We start from the raw sequence: 23,943 nt of genomic DNA, 5'->3' as shown, positions 1-23,943 counted from the left end.
CTGAAAGATGAAAGAAATTCCTAATTTAGGGATGGTTTTGTTCACGCGGTGCGCGAATTGCGCGATGGTCTGCGTACCGGCCTGAGGTGTTCGCCGCCGATGGCCGGATCGCTGCAACGTGGTTGCGAACCGCGCTCTTTTCTTCGACAAATGGTTGTCTCAGTTTAAGGAGCAGGGCATGGCCGAGGGCAAGAGCAAGCGGTTCGACGCAACGCTGACCGCGTTACGGGGAGTTCTGATTGCGGCGGCGGCATTGGTCGCCTTCTTCTATCCGACCCAGGCGGTGCAATTGCTGGTGATGGTCGGCGGCGGCCTGCTGCTTGTCGATGGCGTTCTGGGCCTGGTCACGCTCGACCGCTCGCCACCACGCACGACCGGCCAGACGCTTGGGCTGGTCCGCAACCTGCTGTCGATTGCCGCAGGCGTTATCGTCATCGCCAGCGGCCTTTTGACCAGCATCTTCACCTTGTCGGCGCTGACATGGATCGTCGGCCTCCTGGCTCTGCTTGTCGGCCTGATCGAGATGGCATCGAGCTTCCTCGATAGCGAGCGGCAGGCGCGGCTGTGGCCAACGCTCGTCGGTGGCGCGGTCTATGCCGCCTTCGGCCTGGCATTGATGTTCGTGCCGCTCTCAAGCGCGGAAACGCTGCTGCGCATCGCCATGATCCTGATGCTCGCCTACGCGCTGCTGCTGTTCTACCGCGCCTGGAGCATTCGTGCGGCGCGGTGATCAGTTCTAACTGGCAAAACCAGTGAGGAAGGCGGTCAAATTATCGCCGAGCGCGTCGCAGAGATAGCCGCCCTCCTGGACGATGACCGTCGGCAGGCCCAGCCTGGCGATCGCTTGGGCGATGAGCGAAAAACCCGGCGTCGTGACCGACAGGCCGCCGAACGGGTCGCCTTCGAAGGCATCGAGCCCGAGCGCCACGACAAGTGCGTCAGGCGCAAAGGCCTGGATGCGGCTGATAGCGTGGTCGAGCGCTTCGAGGAACTCGGCGTCGCCCGATTTGCGCGGCAATGGCAGGTTGTAGTTGTAGCCAAGGCCGGCACCTTCGCCGCGCTCGTCGGCATGGCCCCAGAAGAATGGGTAGAAGCGGCTCGGGTCGGCATGCAGCGACACGGTCAACACGTCCGATCTCGCGTAAAAGATGCCTTGCGTGCCGTTGCCGTGATGCAGGTCGACGTCGAGGATGGCCACGCGCGAGGCCGTCGCCCGCAGCCGCTGCGCGGCGATGGCCGAATTGTTGAAGAAGCAGAAGCCGCCGGCAACGTCGGCAAAGGCGTGATGGCCGGGCGGACGGCATAGTGCATAGGCCGCCGGTTCGCCTGACAGCACGGCCTCGGTCGCGGCAACCGCGCTCCAGGCGCTCCAGCAGGCACTGTCGAAGGTTTCGGCCGAGATCGGGCAGGCGGTGTCGGCCATGTGGTATCCGGCCTGGCCTGCGGCACCCGCCGGATAGCTGCCGTTGCGGGCAAAGGGATGGATGTTGGGAATGACTTCGGCCGACGCACCCTCCATGCGCTGCCAGCGCTCGAAGATATGGGTCAGGAACTCGATGTATTCGGGCGTGTGGACGGCCGCGATCGGGCCGAGGCCGTAATTGGCGGGGCGGTGGATCGCCGAACCCGCGGCACGCGCGCCCAAAAGCAGGCGCTCGACGCGCTCGGGCTGTTCCGGATTGGGCTTTTGCGCCCCCATCGACAGGAAAGCCTTGGGATCGTGGCGCTTCTGCTCCTCGGCATAGAAGGTCTTCATTTGGGCCCCCCCGTCGTTTCGCTCAGCGCCGCGAATGTCTGTCCGCTGGCAATGTAGGATCTCTGGTCGCTCGTCCAGGCAAAGCCGAGCCTGGTGTAGAAGGGATGCGCCCGCGCGTTGTCGTCATCGACCGCCAGCCGCATGTAGACGCCGCCCTTGTCGCGGCAAAGCCCGGCGACATGGCGCAAAAGCCGTTCGCCGATGCCAAGGCTGCGGAACTGCCTGTCGACGAACAGGTCCTGCACAAAGACGCCGGGGCGGCCGTACCAGGTCGAGAAAACAGGAAAGAACAGGCACATGCCGGCAAATGTGCCGTCTACTGCGGCAATCACTGCCTCGAAGGCCGGGTTTTCGCCAAATCCGAAACGCCTGAGGTCGTCTTCGGTGCAGGCTACGCCGTCAGCCTCGCCGACATGCGCGGCAAGGCCGATGATCGCCCTCATCAGCAACGGCGCATCGTCCGATGTCGCCGGACGGATGGTGACGGTTTGCGCCTCGGATGCTGTGGTATTCATTCGCGCGGTTCCGCTTCGGGAAGCGGAATTGATAGCATCCGAGCCAGTGGTGGCGAGGGGATTCAGCGTCTGGCCGCAAGCATTGCGCCGCCATGGCCCGATGCGTTGAGGCTCTAGGCTTCCACTACCTTCAGCCGCTTGTCGAAGACACCGAGCACGCGGGCAAGTTCATGGCCGCGCTTGAGGATCAGGCCGCCGGCCGCAATGACCGAGAAGGCGCCCTGCTTGCGGGCGAGTTTGGGATCCTTGACGATCTGGAACAGCGGGGTTTCGCTGGTGCGGCGAAAGACTGAAAACACGGCGCGGTCGCTGAGATGGTCGATGGCGTAGTCGCGCCACTCATTGGCGGCAACCATGCGTCCGTACAGCCTGAGAATCTGGTCGAGTTCCCGTCTCTCGAATGCCACGGGGAGGTCTTGGCGCTCCCTACGGGCTTCATGGAGCGGGATCAAGACCGCGGATGTCTCGCCATCCTCCGCTCCGGCAGCGCGATCAGTCATCCATCGTTCCCTTGCAGAACATGACTTCGGCTAAAGAATCGCGCATTCGCACCCGAATTGCAACCCGGAACGGCGAAGCAACGCTTGTATGAACAGTGTAGGCTGGCTTGCCGTTGCGGTAACGTTTGCGAGACAGACTGTCGGAATTGGTGATGACTCGCCACATTCCTGCCGTTTTTTATCCGCGCTGACGCCCCATTGTCCGACGAATTTACCCTCGTTGCCTGAGACGGTTCGGTCCGGCACCGGCTCGTAAACCCCAAGCCCCCCGCCCACGGGCTAGAGTCGGATCGAACCAACCTCGGTTCCTTTTCAGGACCAGGTGCGACGATCCCAAAATCTGAAGCCGACGTCTGGCCACAAGCCTGCGTCGGCTTTTTTGCTTTACAGCGCCGGCGCCGGCTTGCGCACCACCGCAGCGCCGAGGATCGGGCCGGGCACGCCGTCCTTGCCGACAGCCTGCAACAGCACGGCGCAGCCGCCCTTCTTTTCCACTTCGCTCTTGGGCAGCTCGAACCGCTGCGTCTGGCCGTGCCACATGCCGGCGGTGTGCAGGTCGGTCACGGCATTCCAGTAGGTGACGCTGCGGCCCTTGTTTTCGCCCTTCTGCAGGTCGACGACCTGCGGCGGCTGGTAATGCACGACCACCACATGGGCGGGGCTGGCCGGGCCCTTCGCGGCGCCGACCTCGATGGTGAAGGTGTCGCCATTATCGGTGACATTGAGGTCGACATTCATGCCCTGGCCGGTCTCGGCGAGCTTGTCGAGCGCACCGGTCACATCCTCACTCTTGGCGCCGTTGACATGTGTACGGCCATTGATGACGGCCTGGGGGGTGTAGACCGATCGTGCGCCGAAGGCGCGCATATAGGCATATTGCCGTTCGGTGTTGTCGTTGCTGCCGAGCTTGTCCTGCCAGCCCAGATAGTCCCAGTAGGTGACGTGATAGGCGAGCGCGACCATGTCGTCCTGTGCGGCGAACTTGGCAAACAGTTCGTCGGCCGGCGGGCACGAGTTGCAGCCCTGGCTGGTGAAGAGCTCAATGACGCCGAGCGGGCGCGCCGCTGCCTTGGCTTTGATTGTCGTGTCGGCATGCGTTGCGCCGGCAAACCCGGCAAAGGCCAGCGCCACGGCCGCCAGCCGAAAATATCTGCGAAACTCCATGACCGATCCAGATCCTCAGCCGGCGTCACCGGCTTTTTCGTGATTGCTGAAATATGTGGCAGAAGCGCCATTCAACGGGAAGTCACGTTGCGGTGAAATTTTCAACAAGTGGAGTTTCCGTTGCGTCAGGCTGTCGGGACAAATTACCGTTATGAAAATTGCCTCGTGGCGGTAGAATTGAGTCCTTGTAAGGCAAGGTGATGCTGGAACAATTCAGCCAACATCTCGATCTCTATTGCGAGCGCACTGACATCGGTCTGTGGGCCGAGCCGCTCAATGCCGTCAGCAATCTCGCCTTTTTCGCTGCCGGCTTGTGGGGTGTCTACGAGGCGCGGCGGCGCAAAGCCGGCACTTTCGCCGAGCTGCTCGGTTGGTGGGTGGTGGCGATCGGCATAGGCTCGACGCTGTTCCACACCTTTGCCACCGAAGGCACGAAATGGGCCGACATCATCCCCATCGCCGGCTTCACGCTCGCCTATACGCTGTTCAATCTCCGCCGTTTTGCCGGCATGGGCTGGCCAAGGGCGCTTGCCATCTTCCTTGGCTTCTACGTTGCCGTCGGCTTCCTCACCTATATGGTGCCGGACTGGTTGCGCGTGGCCTCCAATGGCACCACCGGCTACCTGCCGCCGTTCCTGGCGCTGGTCTTTTTCGGCGGCCTGGTCATCGCCACGGGCAGTCGTGCCGGCTGGTACAACATCGTCGCCGCGGGGATCTTCCTCGGTTCCGTCACCTTCAGGGTCATCGATCCGATTGTCTGCGATGCCTTCCCGCTTGGCTCGCATTTCATGTGGCACGTCCTCAACGGGCTGATGCTCGGCGTGTTGCTTGCCGCGACGACGCGCTATGGCAAGCCGCGTACCGGGCAGGCAGGCGATGAAAATCGTGCACGCATGACGGCCGGCGGTGCCTTATCCGGCCAGTGAAGCCGCTGGCTCGGCGTGCCTTTCGGCCCAGCCGTCGAGCCATTCGGCGCCCTGCATCTCGATAAGCCGCGACGACGTCCGGTCGAACTCGAACGCCTCGTGGCCGCGTTTGCCGGCATAAAGCTTGTCGGGCGTCGCGGCGGCACTGATCACAAGGCGCACATGCTGGTCGTAGAGCGTGTCGACCAAAAGGATGAAACGCTTGGCCTCGTTGCGGTTGGCTTCCGCCAGGACAGGCACGTGGTCGACGAAGATGGTCTTGTAGTGCGCGGTGATCGCGAGATAGTCGCGCGCCGCGAGCGGCTTTTCGCACAGATCAGCGAATGCGAAGCGCGCGCAGCCGGCGACGGCGGCCGGCACGGCGACCTTGCGGCCCTTGACCGCGACGGTGGCCGGTTCGGCGGTTGCGCCCTGGGTCACCTTTGCCCAGGTCTTGTCCATCGCCTTGTCGGCTGCCTCGTCCAGCGGGCTGAGATAGACCGGGACGCGGTCGAGCTTTTCGAGCCGGTAGTCGGTGTCGGCGTCGAGATTGAGTACTGCGGTGTTCTGTTCGAGCATGCCGATGAACGGCAGGAACAGCTGGCGGTTGAGGCCGTCGCGGTAGAGATCGCGGGGCGCGACGTTGGAGGTGGCGACAAGCACGACGCCGAGCGAAAACAGCGCCGAAAACAGCCTAGACAGGATCATCGCGTCGGCGATGTCGGTGACCGAGAATTCGTCGAAACACAGCACCCACGCCTCTTCGGCAAGGGCTGCCGCCACCGGCGGGATCGGGTCGTCGTCGCGCGAGGTGCCGTTCTTGCGCGCCGCCCGCTGCTTTTGGATGCGGTCGTGCACGTCGGCCATGAAGTCGTTGAAATGGACGCGGCGCTTGTGCTTGACCGGCACCAGCTCGAAGAACATGTCCATCAGCATGGTCTTGCCGCGGCCGACGCCACCATGGACGTAGAGGCCCTTCACCGGCTCATGCTGCGGCTTGCGCTTGGCGAACAGCCAGCCGAGCGCACTTGATTTGCGTGCCAGCCTTTTGTCGGAAATCTCGTCGATCAGCCTGTCGAGCGCGGCAACGATCGCAAGCTGCGCCGGATCGCGGCGGATACTGCCGGTCTCGACCAGATGGTCATAACGCTGCCGGACGGTCACATGGGTCTGTAGGCCGTCACGGACGTGCATGGTTCACTCTGGAATTCGAAAGCCTTTGCAGCGTTGCGCGCCCAGTCGGACGCGCAACGGACGCTGTGTCGCCAAAAGTCTACGCATGATCCTGTCCGAAAATCGATGTCGATTTTCGGAGGTCATGCATCAGCGGTTGAGCGAGATCGGCAGGCCGTTGGAGGTCTGACCGTCGAAGCGGCCTTCGCCCGACTGATAGAGCCTGGCCAGCGGCGAGCCGGCTTCATCGAACAGGGTCAGCTGCTTGCCGGCGACGTTCCACGACTTGACGCCATCGATCGGGGCCGGGCAGCGCAGCGGACCGGCGCGGAAGCCCTGGCCGAACTTGGTCTGCGGCGTTGCCACCTTGCAGCTCTGGCCGGAAACCGAAGCGCTCCACACGCCTGCCACGCTGGTTGCGGTGATGTCGGGCGCGTTGGCGGCGGCGGCGCCACCGTCGGCGGGCAGGGCGGCGACCTGGGTCTGCTGCTGCGGAGCAGCCGGGAATTGCGAGGCGCCGGCAGCACCCGGTGCCGAGGGCGGCGGCAACTGGCCGCTGGTCACCGTGCCGGCGGGCGCCGCGGGCAGCGGAGCCGGCTGGGTGTCCATCGACGAAAGGCGCGTGCTGTTACAGCCGGCGGCAGCCAGAAGCGCCACCAGCGATGCGGCCAGCAGGCCGGTTTTCGAAAAAGCCATTGCATTCCCTCCGTGGGGCAGTTCTGGGGGCGCCCCCGCGCGATCGACAGTTCGCCTCTAAAGCGGCGAAGTTGGCAGAATTTCAACCTGATATGGTTAAAATAGGGTTTGCGTATGAAATTGTTGCAAAATTGTCTCAATAAGCCAGCGTGCCGCGAGACTGGTAATTCGACGATGTTTCCGCCATATAGGCCCCAAACAGCCGCGAGACTTACCGACCATGGCCATTGAGGCCCCTTTCGCCAAGATGAACGGGCTCGGCAACGAGATCATCGTTGCCGACATGCGCGGCCGCGCCGACCGCGTCACGCCTGCCGCGGCGATTGCGCTGGCTGCCGATCCGGCGACCAAGTTCGACCAGATCATGGCGATCCACGACCCGCGCACGCCGGGCACAATCAACTACATCGAGATCATCAATTCCGACGGCACCCATGCCCAGGCCTGCGGCAACGGCACGCGCTGCGTCGTGCAGGCGCTTGCCGCCGAGACGCGGCAGAAGGTGTTCACGTTTGAGACCGTCGCCGGCATCCTCAATGCAGAAGAGCATGAGGACGGCCTGATCTCAGTCGACATGGGCATTCCGCGCTTCGGCTGGCAGGACATTCCGCTGGCCGAGGAGTTTCGCGACACGCGTGCCATCGAGTTGCAGATCGGGCCGATCGACGCGCCGGTGCTGCATTCGCCTTCGGTCGCCTCGATGGGCAATCCGCACGCCATTTTCTGGGTCGACAACGACGTCTGGTCCTACGACCTCGACCGCTTCGGCCCGCTGCTCGAAAACCATCCGATCTTCCCCGAGCGTGCCAACATCTCGATCGCCCAGGTGACATCAAGCGAGACGCTCAACCTGCGCACCTGGGAGCGCGGCGCCGGCCTGACGCTGGCCTGCGGTTCGGCCACCTGTGCCGCTGCCGTCTCCGCCGCGCGTACCGGCCGCACTGGCCGTAGCGTAACCGTGACCGTGCCGAGTGGCGGGACGCTTCAGATCGACTGGCGCGCCGACGACCACGTTGTCATGACCGGCCCGGCCGAGTGGGAATTCTCCGGCAGCTTCAACCCGGCCACCGGCGCCTGGCGCCGCGACCAGCAGGACGTCGCCTGATGGCGGTGGATGTCGTCACCTTCGGCTGCCGCCTCAACACCTACGAGTCAGAGGTGATGAAGCGCGAGGCCAAGGCCGCCGGGCTGGAAGAGCTCAAGGGCGGCGCCGTCATCTTCAACACCTGCGCGGTCACCAGCGAAGCCGTGCGCCAGGCCAAGCAGTCGATCCGCAAGGCGCGGCGCGAGAACCCGGACGCGCGCATCATCGTCACCGGCTGTGCCGCCCAGACGGATCCCACCGCCTTCGCCGACATGGCCGAGGTCGACCTCGTGCTCGGCAACGAGGAAAAGCTCAAGTCGCACAACTACCGGGCGCTGCCCGATTTCGGCGTCAACGATTTCGAGAAGGCCCGCGTCAACGACATCTTTTCCGTGCGCGAGACGGCGGGGCATCTGGTCGACGCCATCGAGGGCAGGGCGCGCGCCTTCGTCCAGGTCCAAAACGGCTGCGACCACCGCTGCACCTTCTGCATCATTCCTTATGGCCGGGGTAATTCGCGCTCGGTGCCGATGGGCGCTGTCGTCGAGCAGATCAAGCGCCTCGCCGGCAACGGCTATGCCGAAGTGGTGCTGTCGGGCGTCGACATGACCAGCTACGGCGCCGACCTTCCCGGCGCGCCGCGTCTGGGCAAGCTGGTCAAAACGATCCTGCGCCAGGTGCCTGACGTGCGCCGCCTGCGCCTGTCCTCCATCGATTCGATCGAGGCCGACGACGACCTGCTCGAAGCGGTTGCCACCGAAAGCCGGCTGATGCCGCATCTGCATCTGTCGCTGCAGTCGGGCGACGACATGATTTTGAAGCGCATGAAGCGAAGGCACCTGCGCGACCAGTCGATCCAGTTCTGCGCCGATGTGCGCAAGCTGCGCCCCGACATCGTCTTCGGTGCCGACATCATCGCCGGCTTCCCGACCGAAACCGACGAGATGTTCGAAAATTCGATCAGGATCGTCGAGGAGTGCGGGCTGACTCATCTCCACGTCTTCCCTTTCAGCCCGCGCGAGGGCACGCCCGCCGCGCGCATGCCGCAGGTCCGCCGCGACATCGTCAAGCAGCGCGCCGCGCGCCTGCGCGCCACCGGCGATGCCGCCTACAAGCGCCATCTCGAAAGCCTCAAGGGCTCGCGCCAGCAGGTGCTTGTCGAGCGCGAGGGGCTCGGGCGGACGGAAGGCTTCACGCTCGTCGCACTCGATCAGGGTGTGTCAGGCGAAATCATAGAGGTCGACATCGTCGGACATGACGGCGAGCGGCTCACAGCGGCACCAGCCGCCGCACGCGCGGCCTGACGAAAGCGACCGCATGGCATTCGGGTTCATCAAGAAAGTCTTTTCCTTCGGCAAGAAGGAAGCTGTCGAGCAGCCGGCCGAAGACGAAGTCCTGCCGCCGCTGAATTTCGACGCGCTGAAAGCATTGAGGCCGGCGGAAGAGGCGCCAGCCGAGACTCCCTCCCCCTTGAGGGGAGGGTCGATCGACGAAGTCGATCGGGGTGGTGTCGTCGCCGAGTTGGAGGTGACCCCCTCTGGTCCTGCGGACCATCTCCCCCTCAAGGAGGGGGAAGAGACCGCGCCTCAAACGCCGCAGCCTGTTGTGCCGGAACCGAAGCCCGCCGAGCAGCCAGTCCCGGTCGAGCCTGCGCCACAGCCCGCCCCGCCGGAAGAGCCAAAACCCGAGCCAGCGCCGGAAGTTCCTGCGCCCGAGCCCGAGAAGCCTGCCGAGCAGCCAGCGCCTGCACCGAGCCCGGTCGAGCCCGAGCCTGCGCCGGCGGAGGTTCCGGTCCTGCCGGAAGAACCGTCAGTTCCGGAGGTGCCCGAGGAGGTTCCCGCCCAACCAGCACCTTTGGCACCCGAGCCGACGATGCGCGCTCCCGAGCCTGAGCCGGTTGCGCCTGCGATTCCCCTCCACCTTGAGGGGAAGGTGGCCGCGCAACGGCCGGGTGGGGTCGTTGGATCGTCTGACGCGACGCCGAGCGTGGCGGAGACGATCCCCCCTGGTCCTTCGGACCATCTCCCCCTCAAGGGGGGAGAGGACGCCCAGCCATCGCCCGTTGCCGAAGCTCCTGCTCCAAAGCCCTCCGCCGGCAAGGTCACGGTCCAGAAGAAGGTCGAGCAAAAGGCCGAGGTCGTGGAAGTGGCCGCGCCTGCGCCGAGGCAGAGCTGGTTCCAGCGCCTGCGCCAGGGCCTGTCGCGCTCGTCGAAGGAGCTGTCGGGCAACATCGCCGGCATCTTCACCAAGCGGAAGCTCGACGAAGACACGCTGCAGGACCTCGAAGACGTGCTGATCCGCGCCGATCTCGGCGTCGAGACTGCATTGCGCGTCACCGATGCACTCGCTTCCACCCGCTACGGCAAGGACGTATCCGACCACGAAGTCCGTTCGATCATGGCCGTCGAGATCGAAAAGGTCTTGACGCATGTCGCGGTGCCGCTGGAGCTCGACCTGTCGCACAAGCCGCATGTCATTCTGGTCGTCGGCGTCAACGGCACCGGCAAGACCACCACCATCGGCAAGCTCGCTGCCAAGCTCACCGAAGGCGGGCTCTCGGTCATGCTCGCTGCCGGCGACACCTTCCGTGCCGCGGCCATCGAGCAGCTCAAGATCTGGGGCGAACGCACCAAGTCGCCGGTAATCGCCTCGAAGCTCGGCGCTGATGCCGCGGGCCTCGCCTATGACGCGTTCGAGAAGGCCAAGGAAGCTGGCTCGGATGTCTTGATCATCGACACGGCCGGGCGCCTGCAGAACAAGACAGAGCTGATGGCCGAGCTCGAAAAGATCGTGCGCGTGCTTGGCAAGCTCGACCCCGAGGCGCCGCACACGGTGCTGCAGACGGTCGACGCCACTACCGGCCAGAACGCGCTCAACCAGGTCGAGATCTTCCGCAACATCGCCGGCGTCAACGGCCTTGTGATGACAAAGCTCGACGGCACGGCGCGCGGCGGTATTTTGGTCGCAATCGCCGCCAAACATAAGCTGCCGGTCTATTTCATCGGCGTCGGCGAACAGGTCGACGATCTCGAACCCTTTTCGGCAAGCGATTTCGCCAAGGCGATCGCAGGAGTCGCCTGACCTATGAATGCACCTATCCTCGAACGCGATCCCTCGGACCCGACGACCAAGAAGGAAGACGTTAGCCCGCTGCTCAAGCTGGTGCTGGAACTCGGGCCGCTGGTCGTATTCTTCTTCGCCAATGCGCGTGGCGAATGGCTGGCGCAGAAATTTCCCACGCTGGCCGAACTCGGCGGGCCGATCTTCATCGCCACCGGCCTGTTCATGGCGGCAACGGCTGCTGCCCTGATCGCGTCGTGGCTGCTGACCCGCTCGCTGCCGATCATGCCGCTGGTCTCGGGCGTGGTGGTCTTCGTCTTCGGCGCGCTGACGCTCTATCTCCAGGACGACGTCTTCATCAAGATGAAGCCGACGATCGTCAACACGCTGTTCGGCGTGATCCTGCTTGGCGGGCTGTGGTTCGGCAAGTCGTTGCTCGGATACGTCTTCGCATCGGCCTTCCGCCTCGATGCCGAAGGCTGGCGCAAGCTGACCTTCCGCTGGGGCCTGTTCTTCCTGTTCCTTGCCGTGGTCAACGAAGTTGTTTGGCGGTCCTTTTCGACCGACACTTGGGTGGCGTTCAAGGTCTGGGGCATCATGCCGATAACCTTGCTCTTCACTTTCAGCCAGATGCCGCTCATCATGCGCCATTCGCTGGACGAGCATTCTTCGAAATAGGGGACATCATGGAGTTCATCACCGACCGCGAGGCGCTGCGCCAGCACTACCGGGCGCCGGGCGACGGCGCGGTGAAGAAGGAACTTCGCCGCCTTGATCATCACGCCCGCAGTTTTCTGGCGCGCAGCCCGTTCGTGCTGATCGGCTCATCCGACGACAAGGGCAATGCCGACGTCACGCCGAAGGGCGACAAGCCGGGCTTCGTGGCGGTGCTCGACGACAGCACCATCGCCATTCCCGACCGGCCGGGCAACAACCGGCTCGACACGCTCGAAAACGTTCTGGTCAATCCGGCTGTCGGCTTGCTGTTCCTCATTCCCGGCATGAACGAGACGCTGCGCATCAATGGCGATGCGCGCCTGACAGCCGATCCGGCCTTGCGCGAGCAGCTCGCCGCCGAGGGCAAGCCGCCGGTCACGGTCATGGTCGTCTCGGTCAAGGCTGCCTACATGCACTGCGCCAAGGCGTTCATGCGCTCGGAGCTGTGGGCGCCCGGCACCTGGCGCGACCGGGGCAGCCTGCCGACGCTCGGGCAGATCCTGCGCGACCAGCTGGCGCTCGCCGACAATGCCGAGACGCTGGACCGTTCGCTCGACGAGGCCTACCGCAAGACCATGTGGTAGGTCCGCGCGCAATCCATGCAGCGGCGTTAAGCCTCGTTAACCTGTCATGCGTCGAGCGCATTGCTGCATTGCAGCATCTTATTTTGCTGCGCGGCAGTTCCTATGTCATCATCAGATTGATCAGGGAGGTCAGTTTTCGCCGCATCTTGCGGCGCGATGAAAGGAACCTGCCATGTTTTTTGACAACCTTCTGAGCCGTGCCCGCGAAAGCGCTTCCAAGCGCAAGCACTACAAGCGCCTCGTCGCCGAGATCGACGGCTTCTCCGGCCGTGACCTGGCCGACATGCGCGCCGACCGCAGCGAGATGCTGTACCAGGCCTACAAGCACGTTTACGGCTAAGACCTAACCATTATCAGGCCGGCCGGTATCTGACCGGCCGTTGCGACAAGGCGCGAGGGGCACCCCATGGGCATGCCGCAAGCGCCTTTTCTGTTTCCGGCGCTCGCGTCGCTTGTCGGCTCAATGCGCCGGGTTTGCCGCCGTCACGCTGGCATGAGCCCGCTTCAGCCAATAACCGAAGATCGCAGCGGTGATGAAGGCGATCAGCCCGTAGATCGCCGCCGGAACCGCCATCGTCGCGTTGTTCAGCAGCAGCGGGCTCAGCGCGATGGCGATTGCCAGCGTGCCGTTGTGGATGCCGATCTCCATGCCGATCGCGGTTGCCTGGCGTCTTTCAACGCCCGCCGCGCGTGGCACGAAGTAGCCCACCCCGAGGCTGACAAGGTTGAAGGCGAGCGCGGCGAGGCCAACGATCGGACCCCAGCTTTTCAGCGTCTCCCATTCCTGGATCAGTGCTACGGCAACCACAGCGAACAGGAACAGCATCGAGAAGATCTTCACCGGCCGGGCCATGCGTTCGGCAAAGGCGGGGAAACGGCTGCGCAGCCACATGCCGATCAGCACGGGGCCGAGCACGATGACGAACACCTGCACCACCTTGGCGAATTGCAGTGGAATCGCCTGGTCGCCCGACATGAAATGCGCCAGCGACCAGTTGACGATCAATGGCAGTGTGAGGATCGACAGGGCCGAATTGATCGCCGTCAGCGTGATGTTCAGCGCCACATCGCCGTCGGCCAGATGGCTGTAGAGATTGGCCGAGGTGCCGCCCGGACTGGCCGCCAAAAGCATCATGCCGACCGCCAGCGCCGGCTCGAGACCAAAGACATAGACGATGCCCAGGCAGGCCAGCGGCAGGATGACGGTCTGGCAGAGCAATGCGACGAATACTGCCTTGGGTTTTTGCAGGACGTTGCGGAAATCGTCTGTTGTCAGCGACAGGCCAAGGCCGAGCATGATGACGCCGAGCGCCAGCGGCAGAAAAATGATGAGCGCGGAACTGTCTTGCATTTACGCCTCCCCGGCAGCCGCTTGCCGCGTCGTCGCGGCGTGCCTCTCCCCAGCGGCTGTATGAAAATGTAGTGCAAATCCAGACGATTCGCACGTGTCGCGAAAAGTCTGCCGATATTGGGCGATTACTGCGCTGCGAGCGCCTTTTCGATGGCCGGCATCAGCGTGGCGGCGACGGCCTCGGGCGACAGCGGCCCGACATGCTTGAAGGCGACTTTGCCGTCCTTGCCGACGAGGAACGTCTCGGGCACGCCATAGACGCCCCAGTCGATCGCCGTGCGGCCATTCTGGTCGACGCCGATTGCCTTGAACGGATTGCCGAGATCGCCAAGGAAGCGCCGGGCATTCTCCGGCTTGTCCTTGTAGTTCAGCCCGGCGATGGAGAAGCGCTGGTCCCTGGACAATTCGACCAGCACCGGATGCTCCTCGCGGCACGGCGCGCACCACGACGCCCAGACATTGACCAGCGTTACCTTGCCGGCGAAATCAGCCGAGTTGAGACCCGGCAACGAGAGGCCTTCGAGCGGCGGCAACTCGGTCTTGGGTGCCGTCTGGCCGATCAGCGCCGATGGCACCGCGGTCAGGTCGCGGCCAGACAACAGCTGCGCCAGGAACACGCCGGCAAGCGCCAGGAAGATCAGCAGCGGCAAAATCACGAAGATCCTGCGCGGCCGGGCCGGCTTCTGGCTGTCGATGCTCATGCCTTGGCCTTGTCCGAGCGGCGGCGATGGCCGGCGGCTTCGAGTTCGGCCATTTCGCGCTTGCGGGCGCGCTGGTCGGCCAGGATCCAGATGATCAGCCCGGCGATGGCAAGTGCCGAGACGCCGTAGGCGGCGGTGACATAGAGGGCGTGTGCGCTCATCGGGCACCCTGGCAAGACGTGGTCATGTCGCTGTTTCCGAGCATTCCCTTCACTTAGCGGCGGGCCAGCGGCGATGCAATCGGACGCCGCGCCGCACCGCCACGGTTGAAGTGATCGTGATCAGTCGGTGCCCGAGCGCAAGGCGACCGCCGCGGCCAGCGGACCGATGACGGCCAGGAACATGGTCAGCGCGCAGAGAATCATGAAAGGCGGGGTGAACGGGTCGGGATCGTTGACCGCGCCATAGGCGGCGGTCACGCCGAAGATCAGCACCGGGATGACCAGCGGCAGCACCAGCACCGAGATTAAGAGCCCGCCACGCGGCAGGGCGACGGTGACGGCAGCCCCGGCTGCGCCAATGAAGACGATGGCCGGGGTGCCGACGAGCAAAGTGAGCGCCGCCGCGCCGATGCCGAGCGGTGACATGTTCATGAACAGCCCAAGCAGCGGAGCAGCGATGACAAGCGGCAGCACGCTTGCGGTCCAGTGTGCCAGGCATTTGACGAACACAGTCAGCGCCAGCATGTGCCGGTCGGCATTGAGCACGAGAAGATCGAGCGAGCCGTCCTCGCGGTCGGCCTGGAACAGCCGGTCGAGGCCGAGCAGGCTGGCGAGCAGGGCGCCGATCCACAGAATCGCCGGGCCGATGCGGGCGAGCAGGTTGAGGTCGGGGCCGACGCCGAAGGGGATGGTGACGATCACGGCCAGGAAGAACAGCACGCCCGTCAGCGCCCCACCGCCGGCGCGGACGCCCATGCGTAGATCGCGAAGGTAGAGGGCTAGCATGTTGCGGCTCCGGCGATCTGCGCGGACAGGTGGCGCTTCTTCCCACCCCCCTCTGTCCTGCCGGACATCTCCCCCGCAAGGGGGGAGATCACGCTGTGGGCCGGCCATCGCCAATCGCCAACGTTGCAGAAGTGACGACGAGGCTGGAGCTGCCAATCTCCCCCCATGCGGGGGAGATGTCCGGCAGGACAGAGGGGGGTGCGAAGGATCGCGGAGCTATAAAGCATGCACCCGCCCCATCTCCAGCGTCTTCACCCCCTCCAGCCCGAGCGGCAGATGGGTGGCTGCTATGATGATGCCGCCAGCGGCACAATGGTCCTGCATCAGCGCTGCGAAGCGCGCGTCGGATGCCTTGTCGAGGCCCGAGGTCGGCTCGTCGAGCAGCCAGACCGGGCGGTGGCTGATGAGCAGCTTGGCGATGGCGGCGCGACGCTTCTGGCCGGTCGAGAGGTAGCCGAAGGGCAGGTGGCCGAGGCCGCCGAGACCGACCTCTTCGAGCGCATCCGAGATGCCGAGCCTGCCGTTGCCGGAGAAGTCGCGCCAGAACTGCAGGTTCTCCTGCACGGTCAGCGCAGCCTTCATCGCGTTCTGGTGGCCGAGATAGTGGCAGGCCGAGGCGACTGTCGGAAAGTCCTCGCTGTCGCCCTCGAAAGCGATTCGGCCGTGGCTGTGTGGCAGGAGCCCGGCTATGACGCGCAGCAGGGTCGACTTGCCCGAGCCGTTGGGACCGGTGACCACAAGTGCTTCGCCGTCAGCAAGCACGAAGCCGATGCCGTCGAAAACCGCCTCGCCGCCGCGTTCTCCGCTGAGATTTTCGGCGATCAGCCGCATTCGTTCCCCATCGCCGAAAGTCTTGTCGCCGCCACTTTGCGTCGCAGCAAAATAGGCGAATCTCGGTCTAGAACTATTCCAATAAATTCTCTATATGCCACTCGACCATGCCAGCGGTCGGCATGGAAACAGAATTTGCGCCGAACCAGCGCACGCGCCGCCTTGAACGGCTCGGGTTGCTTGGGACCGGACAGCGGAAATGGCCGTACCCGCACCTTTGCGCGTGATTGCATGCCCATCGGAGTCCGTTCCCTTTCAGGCTGAACAGACAAGGATGGATCGCACGTGTCCAAATCAATCGACAGTTTCAATTGCCGCCGCACCCTTACTGCGGCTGGTACCGACTATGTCTATTACAGCCTCATCGAGGCCGAGAAGAACGGCCTGACCGGCATTTCGCAGCTGCCCTATTCGATGAAGGTGCTGCTCGAAAACCTGCTGCGCAACGAAGACGGGCGCACCGTCACCAAGGAAGCCATCCAGGCGGTTGCCGGCTGGCTGACCGACAAGGGCACCGCCGGCGTCGAGATCGCCTACCGCCCGGCCCGCGTCCTGATGCAGGACTTCACCGGCGTTCCCGCCGTTGTCGACCTTGCCGCGATGCGTGACGGCCTTGCCGCGCTCGGCGGCGACCCGCAGAAGATCAATCCGCTGGTGCCTGTCGATCTCGTCATCGACCACTCGGTCATCGTCGATGAATTCGGCACGCCGCTGGCCTTTGCCCGCAACGTCGAGCTCGAATACGAGCGCAACGAAGAGCGCTACAAGTTCCTGAAGTGGGGCCAGCAGGCGTTCCGCAACTTCCGCGTCGTGCCGCCCGGCACCGGCATCTGCCACCAGGTCAACCTCGAATACCTCGCCCAGACCGTCTGGACGAACACCGAGGACGGCGTGACGACCGCCTATCCCGACACCTGCGTCGGCACCGATTCGCACACCACCATGGTTAACGGCCTGGGCGTGCTCGGCTGGGGCGTCGGCGGCATCGAGGCCGAAGCAGCGATGCTTGGCCAGCCCGTTTCCATGCTGCTGCCGGAAGTCATCGGCTTCCGCCTGACCGGCAGGCTGAAGGAAGGCGTCACCGCCACTGACCTGGTGCTGACCGTCACCCAGATGCTGCGCAAGAAGGGCGTCGTCGGCAAGTTCGTCGAGTTCTTCGGCCCCGGCCTGTCGAACATGACGCTGGCCGACCGCGCCACCATCGGCAACATGGCGCCTGAGTACGGCGCGACCTGCGGCTTCTTCCCGGTCGATTCCGAGACCATCCGCTACCTCAACATGTCGGGCCGCGCCGAAAACCGCATCGCGCTCGTCGAGGAATATTCCAAGGCGCAGGGCATGTGGCGCGACACCTCGTCGGCCGACCCCGTCTTCACCGACCTGCTCGAGCTCGACCTTGAAAGCGTCGTGCCGTCGATGGCCGGCCCGAAGCGTCCCGAAGGCCGCATCCCGCTCGAAGGCATCGCCTCGGGCTTCGCGACCGCTCTCGAAGCCGAGTACAAGAAGACCGTCGACCAGTCGAAGCGCTACGCCGTCGAAGGCGAAAACTTCGATCTCGGCCATGGCGACGTGGTGATCGCGGCGATCACGTCCTGCACCAACACCTCGAACCCGAGCGTGCTGATCGGTGCCGGCCTGCTGGCCCGCAACGCCAACCGTCTCGGCCTGAAGCAGAAGCCGTGGGTCAAGACCTCGCTGGCGCCCGGCTCGCAGGTTGTGGCCGAGTATCTCGAGAAGGCCGGCCTGCAGAAGGAGCTCGACCAGATCGGCTTCAACCTCGTCGGCTTCGGCTGCACGACCTGCATCGGCAACTCCGGCCCGCTGCCGGCTCCGATCTCCAAGACCATCAACGACAAGGGCCTGATCGGTGCGGCCGTGCTTTCGGGCAACCGCAACTTCGAAGGCCGGGTGTCGCCAGACGTGCAGGCGAACTATCTTGCTTCGCCGCCGCTGGTCGTCGCCTACGCGCTCGCCGGTTCGGTGACCAAGGACCTGACCACCGAGCCGCTGGGCGAGGATCGCGACGGCAATCCGGTGTTCCTCAAGGACATCTGGCCGACCAATGTGGAGATCGACCAGTTCATCGCCGAAAACGTCACCCGCGAGCTGTTTGCCCGCAAATATGCCGACGTCTTCAAGGGCGACGAGAACTGGCAGAACGTTAAGGCACCTGAAGGCCAGACCTATGCCTGGGACGACAAGTCGACCTATGTGCAGAACCCGCCCTACTTCGTCGGCATGGGCTCGAAGCCGGCCCAGATCGGCAAGATCGAGGGCGCGCGCGTGCTCGGCCTGTTCGGCGACAAGATCACCACCGACCACATCTCGCCGGCCGGTTCGATCAAGGCGGCTTCGCCAGCCGGCAAGTACCTGACCGACAACGGCGTCGGCGTTGCCGACTTCAACCAGTACGGCACGCGTCGCGGCAACCATGAAGTGATGATGCGCGGCACCTTCGCCAACATCCGCATCCGCAACCACATGCTGGGCGAGAACGGCCGCGAAGGTGGCTACACCTTCCACTACCCGAGCAAGGAAGAGCTGCCGATCTACGACGCGGCCATGCAGTACCGCAGCGAAGGCACACCGCTGGTGATCTTCGCCGGCGTCGAATACGGCAACGGTTCGTCGCGCGACTGGGCGGCGAAGGGCACCAACCTGCTTGGCGTCCGCGCTGTCATCGCCCAGTCGTTCGAGCGTATCCATCGCTCGAACCTTGTCGGCATGGGCGTTATCCCCTTCACCTTCGAAGAGGGCACGAGCTGGAAGACGCTCGGCCTCAAGGGTGACGAGCAGGTGACGATCGAAGGCCTCGAGACGATCAAGCCGCGCCAGAAGATGGTGGCCAAGATCACCTTCGCCGACGGTTCGGTGAAGGATGTCCCGATCCTGTGCCGCATAGATACGCTGGACGAGCTCGACTACTACAAGAACGGCGGCATCCTGCAGTACGTGCTGCGCGACCTCGCCGCGTAAGCGCTTCGCCGGACTCACGTGAAACAAACCGCCGGGGCGCAAGCTCCGGCGGTTTTTTTTGTTGCACAAGTATACAATTAGGCGTTGTATTTTCCCTGGGAGAGGGGAGAGTACAATGAGAGCTTATCTGCGCGTTTTCGCGAGCGGACTTCTGTTGTCCGGATGTGCCAATGGCGGCGCCTTTGTTTCCACTGGTTCTGTCAACTATGGCGCGCTTGTCGGGGGGCTTCGATGTGAAGTCGAAGATGTGATCGCATATGATCGGCGTGAAACAACATCTGCCAAGTTCTTTTATGACGGCAATGTCGCGATGAAGCGACAAGCCAATATTGTCGTGAAGATAAATGGACAGTTCAACAGAGATGCCGGTTTTTCATTGGGGCTTGAAAAATATGGGATCGGCAGGGCGGATCTAGTTTCCGCATCGGCTGGTTTGTCTGGCCGCATCGACGAAACTGGAACGGTCGTCATGGGCGATACCGTTGTCCCGGACGAATCCAAATGCGACCGGGGCCGCACCGGTGCCTACGACCTCAGCAGGCTGAGTCTGCTCGCCTGGTACAAGTCGGTGTCTGCGCGGGTGGAGGATAAGGCAGCAAGTTCGTATCTTTCCGAGATGACCTACTACAGGAATGGGTCTGTCGTTTTTGGCCGCAACGGACTTGCCTTTTCGTTCCTGACACCCGGAACGATATCTCCGGGACTCGGCTTCACCGCCGCCCAAAGCGCTGAAATCACGATTGTATTCGCGGACATGCCTTCGGAGAGGACGACGAAGATCGATCCGAAAAGCCTCGAGGCACTTGCCGAGATCATTCGAAGCGGCGGTCGCAAGGGCGCGGGTGGAGGCAGGACCGGTGCTGACGCGACGAGCCCCGCCGAAATCTTGCGGGACAGGCAAATCGATACACTGAACGACAGGCTGAAAACCCTGATCATACAGCCGAGGCTATGAGCTGCCGGCAGGCGCCGAGGTCCGGGGTAGGGTAGCGGCGCCTGTTTCGGACTGATTTTGTCATCCTTCGACAGGCTCAGGATGAGGGCTGCGCTCGTGAAGGGCTGTCTGGGCGAGGAGCCGGCCGTGCTTCACGATAGTCCGTCATGGTTTCAGGCGCTCGCTTCGCTCGGTCGGGATGACGGCGGACGGGTTGCGGGCGTCCCGTGCAGTGGCGTTGGCGCTGCCCCTCATCCCCCTGCCGGGACCTTCTCTCCGTATAGTGACGGGGAGAAGGAAGCGCACTTGTTCACTGCCCCGCCCCGTTTCCGGTCTGGCCATTGTCAAAGAGCACTCCCGGTTTAGGGGAGCAGTCGGGAAGCGGGGCGCGAGGCCGTGCCTTCCGATAGTATGTTAGTGGCGCGAACTCGCGCCCCGCTCGGTGTCTGTCCCGAGGTTGGCCGGTCACAGCGCCGCTCCATGTACATTCCATGGACAATCGCCGCTGCTTCTCCGCATCTTCCCGCCGCGCTGGCCTTGTGAGGCTCACACCGGAAAACGCCGACCTGTCGTCGGGCCCTCGGAGCCACGGCTACCGTAGCAGTGGCGGGAGGTCACCGCCGCCCTCCCTGATACCCGGTGCGCACCAGATCCCGTAAGGGCGATGGGGGAATTGTACGGCAGGTTTTCAGGGCGTGGAGAAATGGGGGCGGCTATCCACGCGGGTTGGTGACAGATGGTGACAAGCGCGCGGAAGATTGGGTAGCATTGGACCGCAGCAGCAGTTGCCATTTCACGGCATGGATCCCCGGGTCTCCGCACGTCGCTTCGCTCCTGCTCCGCCCGAGGATGACGAAGGCATTGGGGTCCGCGGCCAATCACCGACGGCGGCGGCTCGCAGAACGTTTCCGTCCATTGCTACGGCACTGCCTTGCTAGTTGCCCGGAAATTCCCGCCAAGTGCCAACCTTGGAGGTTAGCCGAAAGCCAACATGCCTTCGTCATCCTCGGGCGGAGCAGGAGCGAAGCGACGTGCGGAGACCCGGGGATCCATGCCGTTGAGGTTCCGCCACCCACCGGAGCCGCCAGGCCAGAGAGGGTGTGAAGGATCGCGATGGTGAAATTGGGAGCCCAAAGACGCCAAGAAATCCACGCAACGTGGATAATCTCTCCACGCTCTGCCTGCCCAATGCGATTCAACCGAACCAGCGAAGCAGAAACAGCCGCTGTGAAGTCTTGCGCTCAGGCGGAAGCGGGTGCGGTTAGCAAGTCACCGAACGCAAGCCGACACGGTCAACGACACGTCGAAATACGCCATATGCCGTATTGTCCTGACGGCTGCCGCCGGGACATCTGCCGAACTGAAGGACCCCGTTGTGGCGGGTCGAGATTGACGGGGAGCAGGTTCAATGAGGTTGATGACGCTTGGGGCGGCGGGGCTGCTTGCCCTGTCCAGCGGTGTGGCAATGGCTGCGGATGCGACGTCGGTGCAGCCGGTCGATGGCTTTGTCTGGACCGGCGGCTATGTTGGCGTGCAGGCTGGCCATCTCTGGGGCAACGGGCGGACTTCGGCTGAAACCGGCTGGAATTCCGAGCCGGATGTCGCTGGTTGGCTTGGCGGCGTTTATGCGGGCTACAACCATCAGCTGGCAAACCAGGTCGTGATCGGTATCGAAGCCGACCTTGCCTGGAGCAATGCCGATGGTTTCGGGCAGGCGTATGATGGATCAGGCACGCCCTTGCCGCCACCCGTGATCGGCGACGTGTACGAGCTCAACTGGTCCGGCGCGGCGCGTGTGAAGGTCGGCTATGCGATGGACCGGCTGCTGCCTTACCTTGCCGGCGGCGTGGCGTTCGCTGATGTCAACGTCCACGCCACCGACGACGGTGTCCGGATCAGCCCGATCGTTGGCGACACGATGGTCGGATGGACGCTCGGTGCCGGTGTCGAATACGCATTCACCGACAATCTCATCGGCCGCGTGGAGTACCGTTACACCGACTTCGGCGACTTCGACCTGTCGTCGTTTGCGACGGCGGAGCTGAAGACACACGACATTCGCCTCGGCGTCGCCTACAAGTTCTGAGCGCGGCTCCGCCGCGAACCAAAGCCCCGGCCTCGCGCCGGGGTTTTGCTTGATCAGGGTTGCTGAGTGCCTTGGCAGGTTGCACGAAAGAAATGCCGCGGCTTCGAGAAACTCTTCACGCCAAGGCGCCGAACCGTCCCGGGCGTGGATGGGTTGAACTGCAACTTTTGAACGTCTCGTTCCCTCTCGCCCCTCTGCCGTACCGGCGTTCGATGCTCGAAAAGCCAAGCAGTCGGCTTTTGGTCCGCTGCGCGGACCGCATCTCAACCCCCGCATGCGGGGAGATCAGGCCGGCATCGATGCTCCCCTATCTAGAGCCCTCGCCGAGATCATAGACATACATGACAAACGTCTCCGCCGGACCGGCTGGTTCCTTGCGCCTCTCATAGAGGGCACGGGCGGGGAGGTTGTCGGGTTCGGTGCCGAGCCAGGCTTCGGCGCAGCCCAGTTCGCGGCCGGCGGCGAAGAGCGCGTCGACAAGCCGGTTGGCGATGCCGCGGCGCTGCCAGGCGGGCGAGACGCCGACCTCATCGACATACAGTTCGCTCGGCTTGTCAGGATGGCGGTGAACCATGGCGGCCGCCTGCGCCACAACCTGGCCCTCATCGAGGGCGACGAAGAGAAGGTGGCCAGGGGAAGCGAGACAGGCCGTCAGGCGGGCATGATCGACCGGCTCGTCGAAGACATCGTCGGCGACGGTGTCGAGCAGGTGCTCGTCGCCCGACCGGAGCCTGCGGATCTCGATGGATGGCATCGTGGTCTTCACCTTTTCTTCGTAAAGCCGTCACAAAATTTTGACGTTTACGTAAATCCCATTGTTTCTAACCGATTGAAAAAGTTGAGGTTGAAATAATCGGTTGAATTTTTCTGGCCACGGAGCTATTGCGAGCCGCTATTTCTGGCTGCATTCTCGCGGCCTCTCTGGCCCAAACCTACTCCACCCCGCCGCCACGGCGTCGTTAAAGGCAAAGGGAAATTCCTTCATGGCACGTAACAAGATAGCCCTCATCGGCTCCGGCATGATTGGCGGCACGCTCGCCCATATGATCGGCCTCAAGGACCTCGGCGACGTGGTCCTGTTCGATATTGCCGAAGGCACCCCGCAGGGTAAAGGCCTCGATATCGCCCAGTCTTCGCCGGTCGACGGCTTCGACTCGCGCTTCACCGGCGTCAACGACTATGCCGGCATCGAAGGCGCCGATGTCTGCATCGTCACCGCAGGCGTGCCGCGCAAGCCCGGCATGAGCCGCGACGACCTCTTGGGCATCAACCTCAAGGTCATGGAACAGGTCGGCGCCGGCATCAAGAAGTATGCCCCCAAGGCCTTCGTCATCTGCATCACCAACCCGCTCGACGCCATGGTCTGGGCGCTGCAGAAGTTTTCGGGCCTGCCCAAGAGCCACGTCGTCGGCATGGCCGGCGTGCTCGACTCGGCGCGCTTCCGCCACTTCCTGGCCGAAGAGTTCAAGGTTTCGGTCGAGGACGTCAGCGCCATGACGCTCGGCGGCCACGGCGACGACATGGTGCCGATGGTGCGCTATTCGACGGTTGCCGGCATTCCGCTGCCGGACCTGATCAAGATGGGCTGGACCAGCCAGGACAAGCTCGACGCCATCGTCGAGCGCACCCGCAAGGGTGGCGGCGAGATCGTCGGCCTGCTCAAGACCGGTTCGGCCTACTACGCGCCGGCATCCTCGGCGATTTCCATGGCCGAGGCCTATCTCAAGGACAAGAAGCGCGTGCTGCCTTGCGCAACGCACCTGTCGGGCCAGTATGGCGTCAAGGACATGTATGTCGGCGTTCCGGTGGTGATTGGTGCCGGTGGCGTCGAGCGCATCATCGAGATCGACTTCAACAAGGCCGAGCAGAAGATGTTCGAAAAGTCGGTCGAAGCCGTCAAGGGCCTGTGCGAAGCCTGCGTCGCGATCGCGCCGAACCTCGGCAAGAAGTAAGGGACACGCGC

At 63.7% G+C, this 23,943-nt stretch carries 24 protein-coding genes; 12 read left to right on the top strand and 12 right to left on the bottom strand.

Going from position 1 to position 23,943, the window contains the following annotated elements:
• The first annotated feature begins 178 nt into the window (after positions 1-178).
• Positions 179-730, top strand: a complete 552-nt coding sequence (locus J1C56_RS25580) for a DUF308 domain-containing protein (RefSeq protein ID WP_214392814.1) — start codon at positions 179-181, stop codon at positions 728-730.
• Positions 731-736: 6 nt separating this feature from the next.
• On the opposite strand, the gene J1C56_RS25575 is transcribed toward J1C56_RS25580, so the two are convergent.
• The 4 genes from J1C56_RS25575 to J1C56_RS25560 all read right to left on the bottom strand — a co-directional run bounded on the left by J1C56_RS25575 (position 737) and on the right by J1C56_RS25560 (position 3,935).
• The gene (locus J1C56_RS25575; protein WP_214392813.1) at positions 737-1,756 is read right to left on the bottom strand and encodes a histone deacetylase family protein; all 1,020 of its coding nucleotides are present in this window, start codon (positions 1,754-1,756) and stop codon (positions 737-739) included.
• A complete protein-coding gene (locus J1C56_RS25570) occupies positions 1,753-2,271 on the bottom strand; it encodes a GNAT family N-acetyltransferase (protein WP_214392812.1) in 519 nt (172 codons plus the stop codon). Before J1C56_RS25570 ends, J1C56_RS25575 begins: the two co-directional genes overlap by 4 nt.
• A gap of 113 nt (positions 2,272-2,384) precedes the next feature.
• Positions 2,385-2,771 carry a DUF2794 domain-containing protein gene (locus tag J1C56_RS25565; RefSeq protein WP_115730154.1) on the bottom strand — a complete coding sequence of 129 codons (387 nt, stop codon included), beginning with the start codon at positions 2,769-2,771 and terminating at the stop codon, positions 2,385-2,387.
• 384 nt (positions 2,772-3,155) lie between these two features.
• The gene (locus tag J1C56_RS25560; protein WP_214392811.1) at positions 3,156-3,935 is read right to left on the bottom strand and encodes a DUF1223 domain-containing protein; all 780 of its coding nucleotides are present in this window, start codon (positions 3,933-3,935) and stop codon (positions 3,156-3,158) included.
• A 200-nt stretch (positions 3,936-4,135) separates the two neighbouring features.
• Here J1C56_RS25560 and J1C56_RS25555 point away from each other — a divergent pair, with 200 nt between their 5' ends.
• Positions 4,136-4,861 (top strand): ceramidase domain-containing protein, encoded by a 726-nt coding sequence (locus J1C56_RS25555; protein ID WP_214392810.1) that lies wholly within the window; start codon positions 4,136-4,138, stop codon positions 4,859-4,861.
• On the opposite strand, the gene zapE is transcribed toward J1C56_RS25555, so the two are convergent.
• On the bottom strand, positions 4,847-6,034 hold the full coding sequence (zapE, locus tag J1C56_RS25550; RefSeq protein WP_214392809.1) for a cell division protein ZapE: 1,188 nt from the start codon (positions 6,032-6,034) through the stop codon (positions 4,847-4,849). The genes J1C56_RS25555 and zapE overlap by 15 nt on opposite strands.
• A gap of 129 nt (positions 6,035-6,163) precedes the next feature.
• Positions 6,164-6,709, bottom strand: coding sequence for a protease inhibitor Inh/omp19 family protein (locus J1C56_RS25545; RefSeq protein ID WP_214392808.1), 546 nt, complete (start codon positions 6,707-6,709; stop codon positions 6,164-6,166).
• Positions 6,710-6,929: 220 nt separating this feature from the next.
• Between J1C56_RS25545 and dapF the strand changes: the two genes are divergently transcribed.
• The 6 genes from dapF to J1C56_RS25515 all read left to right on the top strand — a co-directional run bounded on the left by dapF (position 6,930) and on the right by J1C56_RS25515 (position 12,494).
• Positions 6,930-7,814, top strand: a complete 885-nt coding sequence (gene dapF, locus J1C56_RS25540; RefSeq protein WP_214392807.1) for a diaminopimelate epimerase — start codon at positions 6,930-6,932, stop codon at positions 7,812-7,814.
• Positions 7,814-9,097, top strand: coding sequence for a tRNA (N(6)-L-threonylcarbamoyladenosine(37)-C(2))-methylthiotransferase MtaB (gene mtaB / locus J1C56_RS25535; protein ID WP_214392806.1), 1,284 nt, complete (start codon positions 7,814-7,816; stop codon positions 9,095-9,097). Before dapF ends, mtaB begins: the two co-directional genes overlap by 1 nt.
• Before the next feature lie 13 nt (positions 9,098-9,110).
• A complete protein-coding gene (ftsY, locus tag J1C56_RS25530) occupies positions 9,111-10,874 on the top strand; it encodes a signal recognition particle-docking protein FtsY (protein WP_214392805.1) in 1,764 nt (587 codons plus the stop codon).
• 3 nt (positions 10,875-10,877) lie between these two features.
• On the top strand, positions 10,878-11,531 hold the full coding sequence (locus J1C56_RS25525) for a septation protein A (RefSeq protein WP_214392804.1): 654 nt from the start codon (positions 10,878-10,880) through the stop codon (positions 11,529-11,531).
• 8 nt (positions 11,532-11,539) lie between these two features.
• Entirely contained in the window at positions 11,540-12,154 is a 615-nt protein-coding gene (locus tag J1C56_RS25520) for a pyridoxamine 5'-phosphate oxidase family protein (protein ID WP_214392803.1), read from the top strand.
• A gap of 172 nt (positions 12,155-12,326) precedes the next feature.
• The gene (locus J1C56_RS25515) at positions 12,327-12,494 is read left to right on the top strand and encodes a hypothetical protein (RefSeq protein WP_184768241.1); all 168 of its coding nucleotides are present in this window, start codon (positions 12,327-12,329) and stop codon (positions 12,492-12,494) included.
• A gap of 120 nt (positions 12,495-12,614) precedes the next feature.
• Here J1C56_RS25515 and J1C56_RS25510 read toward each other — a convergent pair whose 3' ends face one another.
• From J1C56_RS25510 to ccmA, 5 genes are all read right to left on the bottom strand, one after another.
• Positions 12,615-13,505, bottom strand: a complete 891-nt coding sequence (locus J1C56_RS25510) for a bile acid:sodium symporter family protein (protein ID WP_214392802.1) — start codon at positions 13,503-13,505, stop codon at positions 12,615-12,617.
• A 125-nt stretch (positions 13,506-13,630) separates the two neighbouring features.
• Positions 13,631-14,206 (bottom strand): DsbE family thiol:disulfide interchange protein, encoded by a 576-nt coding sequence (locus tag J1C56_RS25505; protein WP_214392801.1) that lies wholly within the window; start codon positions 14,204-14,206, stop codon positions 13,631-13,633.
• Positions 14,203-14,367 (bottom strand): heme exporter protein CcmD, encoded by a 165-nt coding sequence (gene ccmD / locus J1C56_RS25500; RefSeq protein WP_214392800.1) that lies wholly within the window; start codon positions 14,365-14,367, stop codon positions 14,203-14,205. Before ccmD ends, J1C56_RS25505 begins: the two co-directional genes overlap by 4 nt.
• Positions 14,368-14,487: 120 nt before the next feature.
• Complete coding sequence (ccmB, locus tag J1C56_RS25495) at positions 14,488-15,153, bottom strand: heme exporter protein CcmB (RefSeq protein WP_214392799.1); 666 nt, start codon at positions 15,151-15,153, stop codon at positions 14,488-14,490.
• Between the two features lie 216 nt (positions 15,154-15,369).
• On the bottom strand, positions 15,370-15,984 hold the full coding sequence (ccmA, locus tag J1C56_RS25490; RefSeq protein ID WP_214392798.1) for a heme ABC exporter ATP-binding protein CcmA: 615 nt from the start codon (positions 15,982-15,984) through the stop codon (positions 15,370-15,372).
• Between the two features lie 285 nt (positions 15,985-16,269).
• On the opposite strand from ccmA, the gene acnA reads away from it, so the two are divergent.
• The 3 genes from acnA to J1C56_RS25475 all read left to right on the top strand — a co-directional run bounded on the left by acnA (position 16,270) and on the right by J1C56_RS25475 (position 21,980).
• Entirely contained in the window at positions 16,270-18,960 is a 2,691-nt protein-coding gene (gene acnA, locus J1C56_RS25485) for an aconitate hydratase AcnA (RefSeq protein ID WP_214392797.1), read from the top strand.
• Between the two features lie 115 nt (positions 18,961-19,075).
• Entirely contained in the window at positions 19,076-19,915 is an 840-nt protein-coding gene (locus J1C56_RS25480) for a hypothetical protein (protein ID WP_214392796.1), read from the top strand.
• Between the two features lie 1,387 nt (positions 19,916-21,302).
• The gene (locus J1C56_RS25475; protein ID WP_214392795.1) at positions 21,303-21,980 is read left to right on the top strand and encodes an outer membrane protein; all 678 of its coding nucleotides are present in this window, start codon (positions 21,303-21,305) and stop codon (positions 21,978-21,980) included.
• Positions 21,981-22,287: 307 nt separating this feature from the next.
• Here the strand turns inward: J1C56_RS25475 and J1C56_RS25470 are convergent, their stop codons facing one another.
• Positions 22,288-22,746, bottom strand: coding sequence for a GNAT family N-acetyltransferase (locus J1C56_RS25470; protein WP_338001504.1), 459 nt, complete (start codon positions 22,744-22,746; stop codon positions 22,288-22,290).
• A 217-nt stretch (positions 22,747-22,963) separates the two neighbouring features.
• On the opposite strand from J1C56_RS25470, the gene mdh reads away from it, so the two are divergent.
• Positions 22,964-23,932 carry a malate dehydrogenase gene (mdh, locus tag J1C56_RS25465; RefSeq protein ID WP_214392794.1) on the top strand — a complete coding sequence of 323 codons (969 nt, stop codon included), beginning with the start codon at positions 22,964-22,966 and terminating at the stop codon, positions 23,930-23,932.
• The last annotated feature ends 11 nt before the right edge of the window (positions 23,933-23,943 follow it).

The sequence above is a fragment of the Aminobacter anthyllidis genome (assembly GCF_018555685.1).
In the GTDB taxonomy this organism is placed as follows: Bacteria; Pseudomonadota; Alphaproteobacteria; order Rhizobiales; family Rhizobiaceae; genus Aminobacter; species Aminobacter anthyllidis.
Note: the sequence above shows the minus strand (reverse complement) of the source record. Positions and strands in the feature narration are given on the sequence as shown.

Coding starts and splice junctions, on each gene's coding strand:
- mtaB (WP_214392806.1), top strand. CDS start 7,814: ATGGCGGTGGATGTCGTCACCTTCGGCTGCCGCCTCAACACCTACGAG.
- J1C56_RS25560 (WP_214392811.1), bottom strand. CDS start 3,935: ATGGAGTTTCGCAGATATTTTCGGCTGGCGGCCGTGGCGCTGGCCTTT.
- dapF (WP_214392807.1), top strand. CDS start 6,930: ATGGCCATTGAGGCCCCTTTCGCCAAGATGAACGGGCTCGGCAACGAG.
- ftsY (WP_214392805.1), top strand. CDS start 9,111: ATGGCATTCGGGTTCATCAAGAAAGTCTTTTCCTTCGGCAAGAAGGAA.
- J1C56_RS25570 (WP_214392812.1), bottom strand. CDS start 2,271: ATGAATACCACAGCATCCGAGGCGCAAACCGTCACCATCCGTCCGGCG.
- ccmA (WP_214392798.1), bottom strand. CDS start 15,984: ATGCGGCTGATCGCCGAAAATCTCAGCGGAGAACGCGGCGGCGAGGCG.
- J1C56_RS25510 (WP_214392802.1), bottom strand. CDS start 13,505: ATGCAAGACAGTTCCGCGCTCATCATTTTTCTGCCGCTGGCGCTCGGC.
- J1C56_RS25520 (WP_214392803.1), top strand. CDS start 11,540: ATGGAGTTCATCACCGACCGCGAGGCGCTGCGCCAGCACTACCGGGCG.
- zapE (WP_214392809.1), bottom strand. CDS start 6,034: ATGCACGTCCGTGACGGCCTACAGACCCATGTGACCGTCCGGCAGCGT.
- J1C56_RS25545 (WP_214392808.1), bottom strand. CDS start 6,709: ATGGCTTTTTCGAAAACCGGCCTGCTGGCCGCATCGCTGGTGGCGCTT.
- ccmD (WP_214392800.1), bottom strand. CDS start 14,367: ATGAGCGCACACGCCCTCTATGTCACCGCCGCCTACGGCGTCTCGGCA.
- J1C56_RS25480 (WP_214392796.1), top strand. CDS start 19,076: ATGAGAGCTTATCTGCGCGTTTTCGCGAGCGGACTTCTGTTGTCCGGA.
- J1C56_RS25475 (WP_214392795.1), top strand. CDS start 21,303: ATGAGGTTGATGACGCTTGGGGCGGCGGGGCTGCTTGCCCTGTCCAGC.
- J1C56_RS25515 (WP_184768241.1), top strand. CDS start 12,327: ATGTTTTTTGACAACCTTCTGAGCCGTGCCCGCGAAAGCGCTTCCAAG.
- J1C56_RS25525 (WP_214392804.1), top strand. CDS start 10,878: ATGAATGCACCTATCCTCGAACGCGATCCCTCGGACCCGACGACCAAG.
- J1C56_RS25555 (WP_214392810.1), top strand. CDS start 4,136: ATGCTGGAACAATTCAGCCAACATCTCGATCTCTATTGCGAGCGCACT.
- J1C56_RS25580 (WP_214392814.1), top strand. CDS start 179: ATGGCCGAGGGCAAGAGCAAGCGGTTCGACGCAACGCTGACCGCGTTA.
- J1C56_RS25505 (WP_214392801.1), bottom strand. CDS start 14,206: ATGAGCATCGACAGCCAGAAGCCGGCCCGGCCGCGCAGGATCTTCGTG.
- J1C56_RS25565 (WP_115730154.1), bottom strand. CDS start 2,771: ATGACTGATCGCGCTGCCGGAGCGGAGGATGGCGAGACATCCGCGGTC.
- ccmB (WP_214392799.1), bottom strand. CDS start 15,153: ATGCTAGCCCTCTACCTTCGCGATCTACGCATGGGCGTCCGCGCCGGC.
- J1C56_RS25575 (WP_214392813.1), bottom strand. CDS start 1,756: ATGAAGACCTTCTATGCCGAGGAGCAGAAGCGCCACGATCCCAAGGCT.
- mdh (WP_214392794.1), top strand. CDS start 22,964: ATGGCACGTAACAAGATAGCCCTCATCGGCTCCGGCATGATTGGCGGC.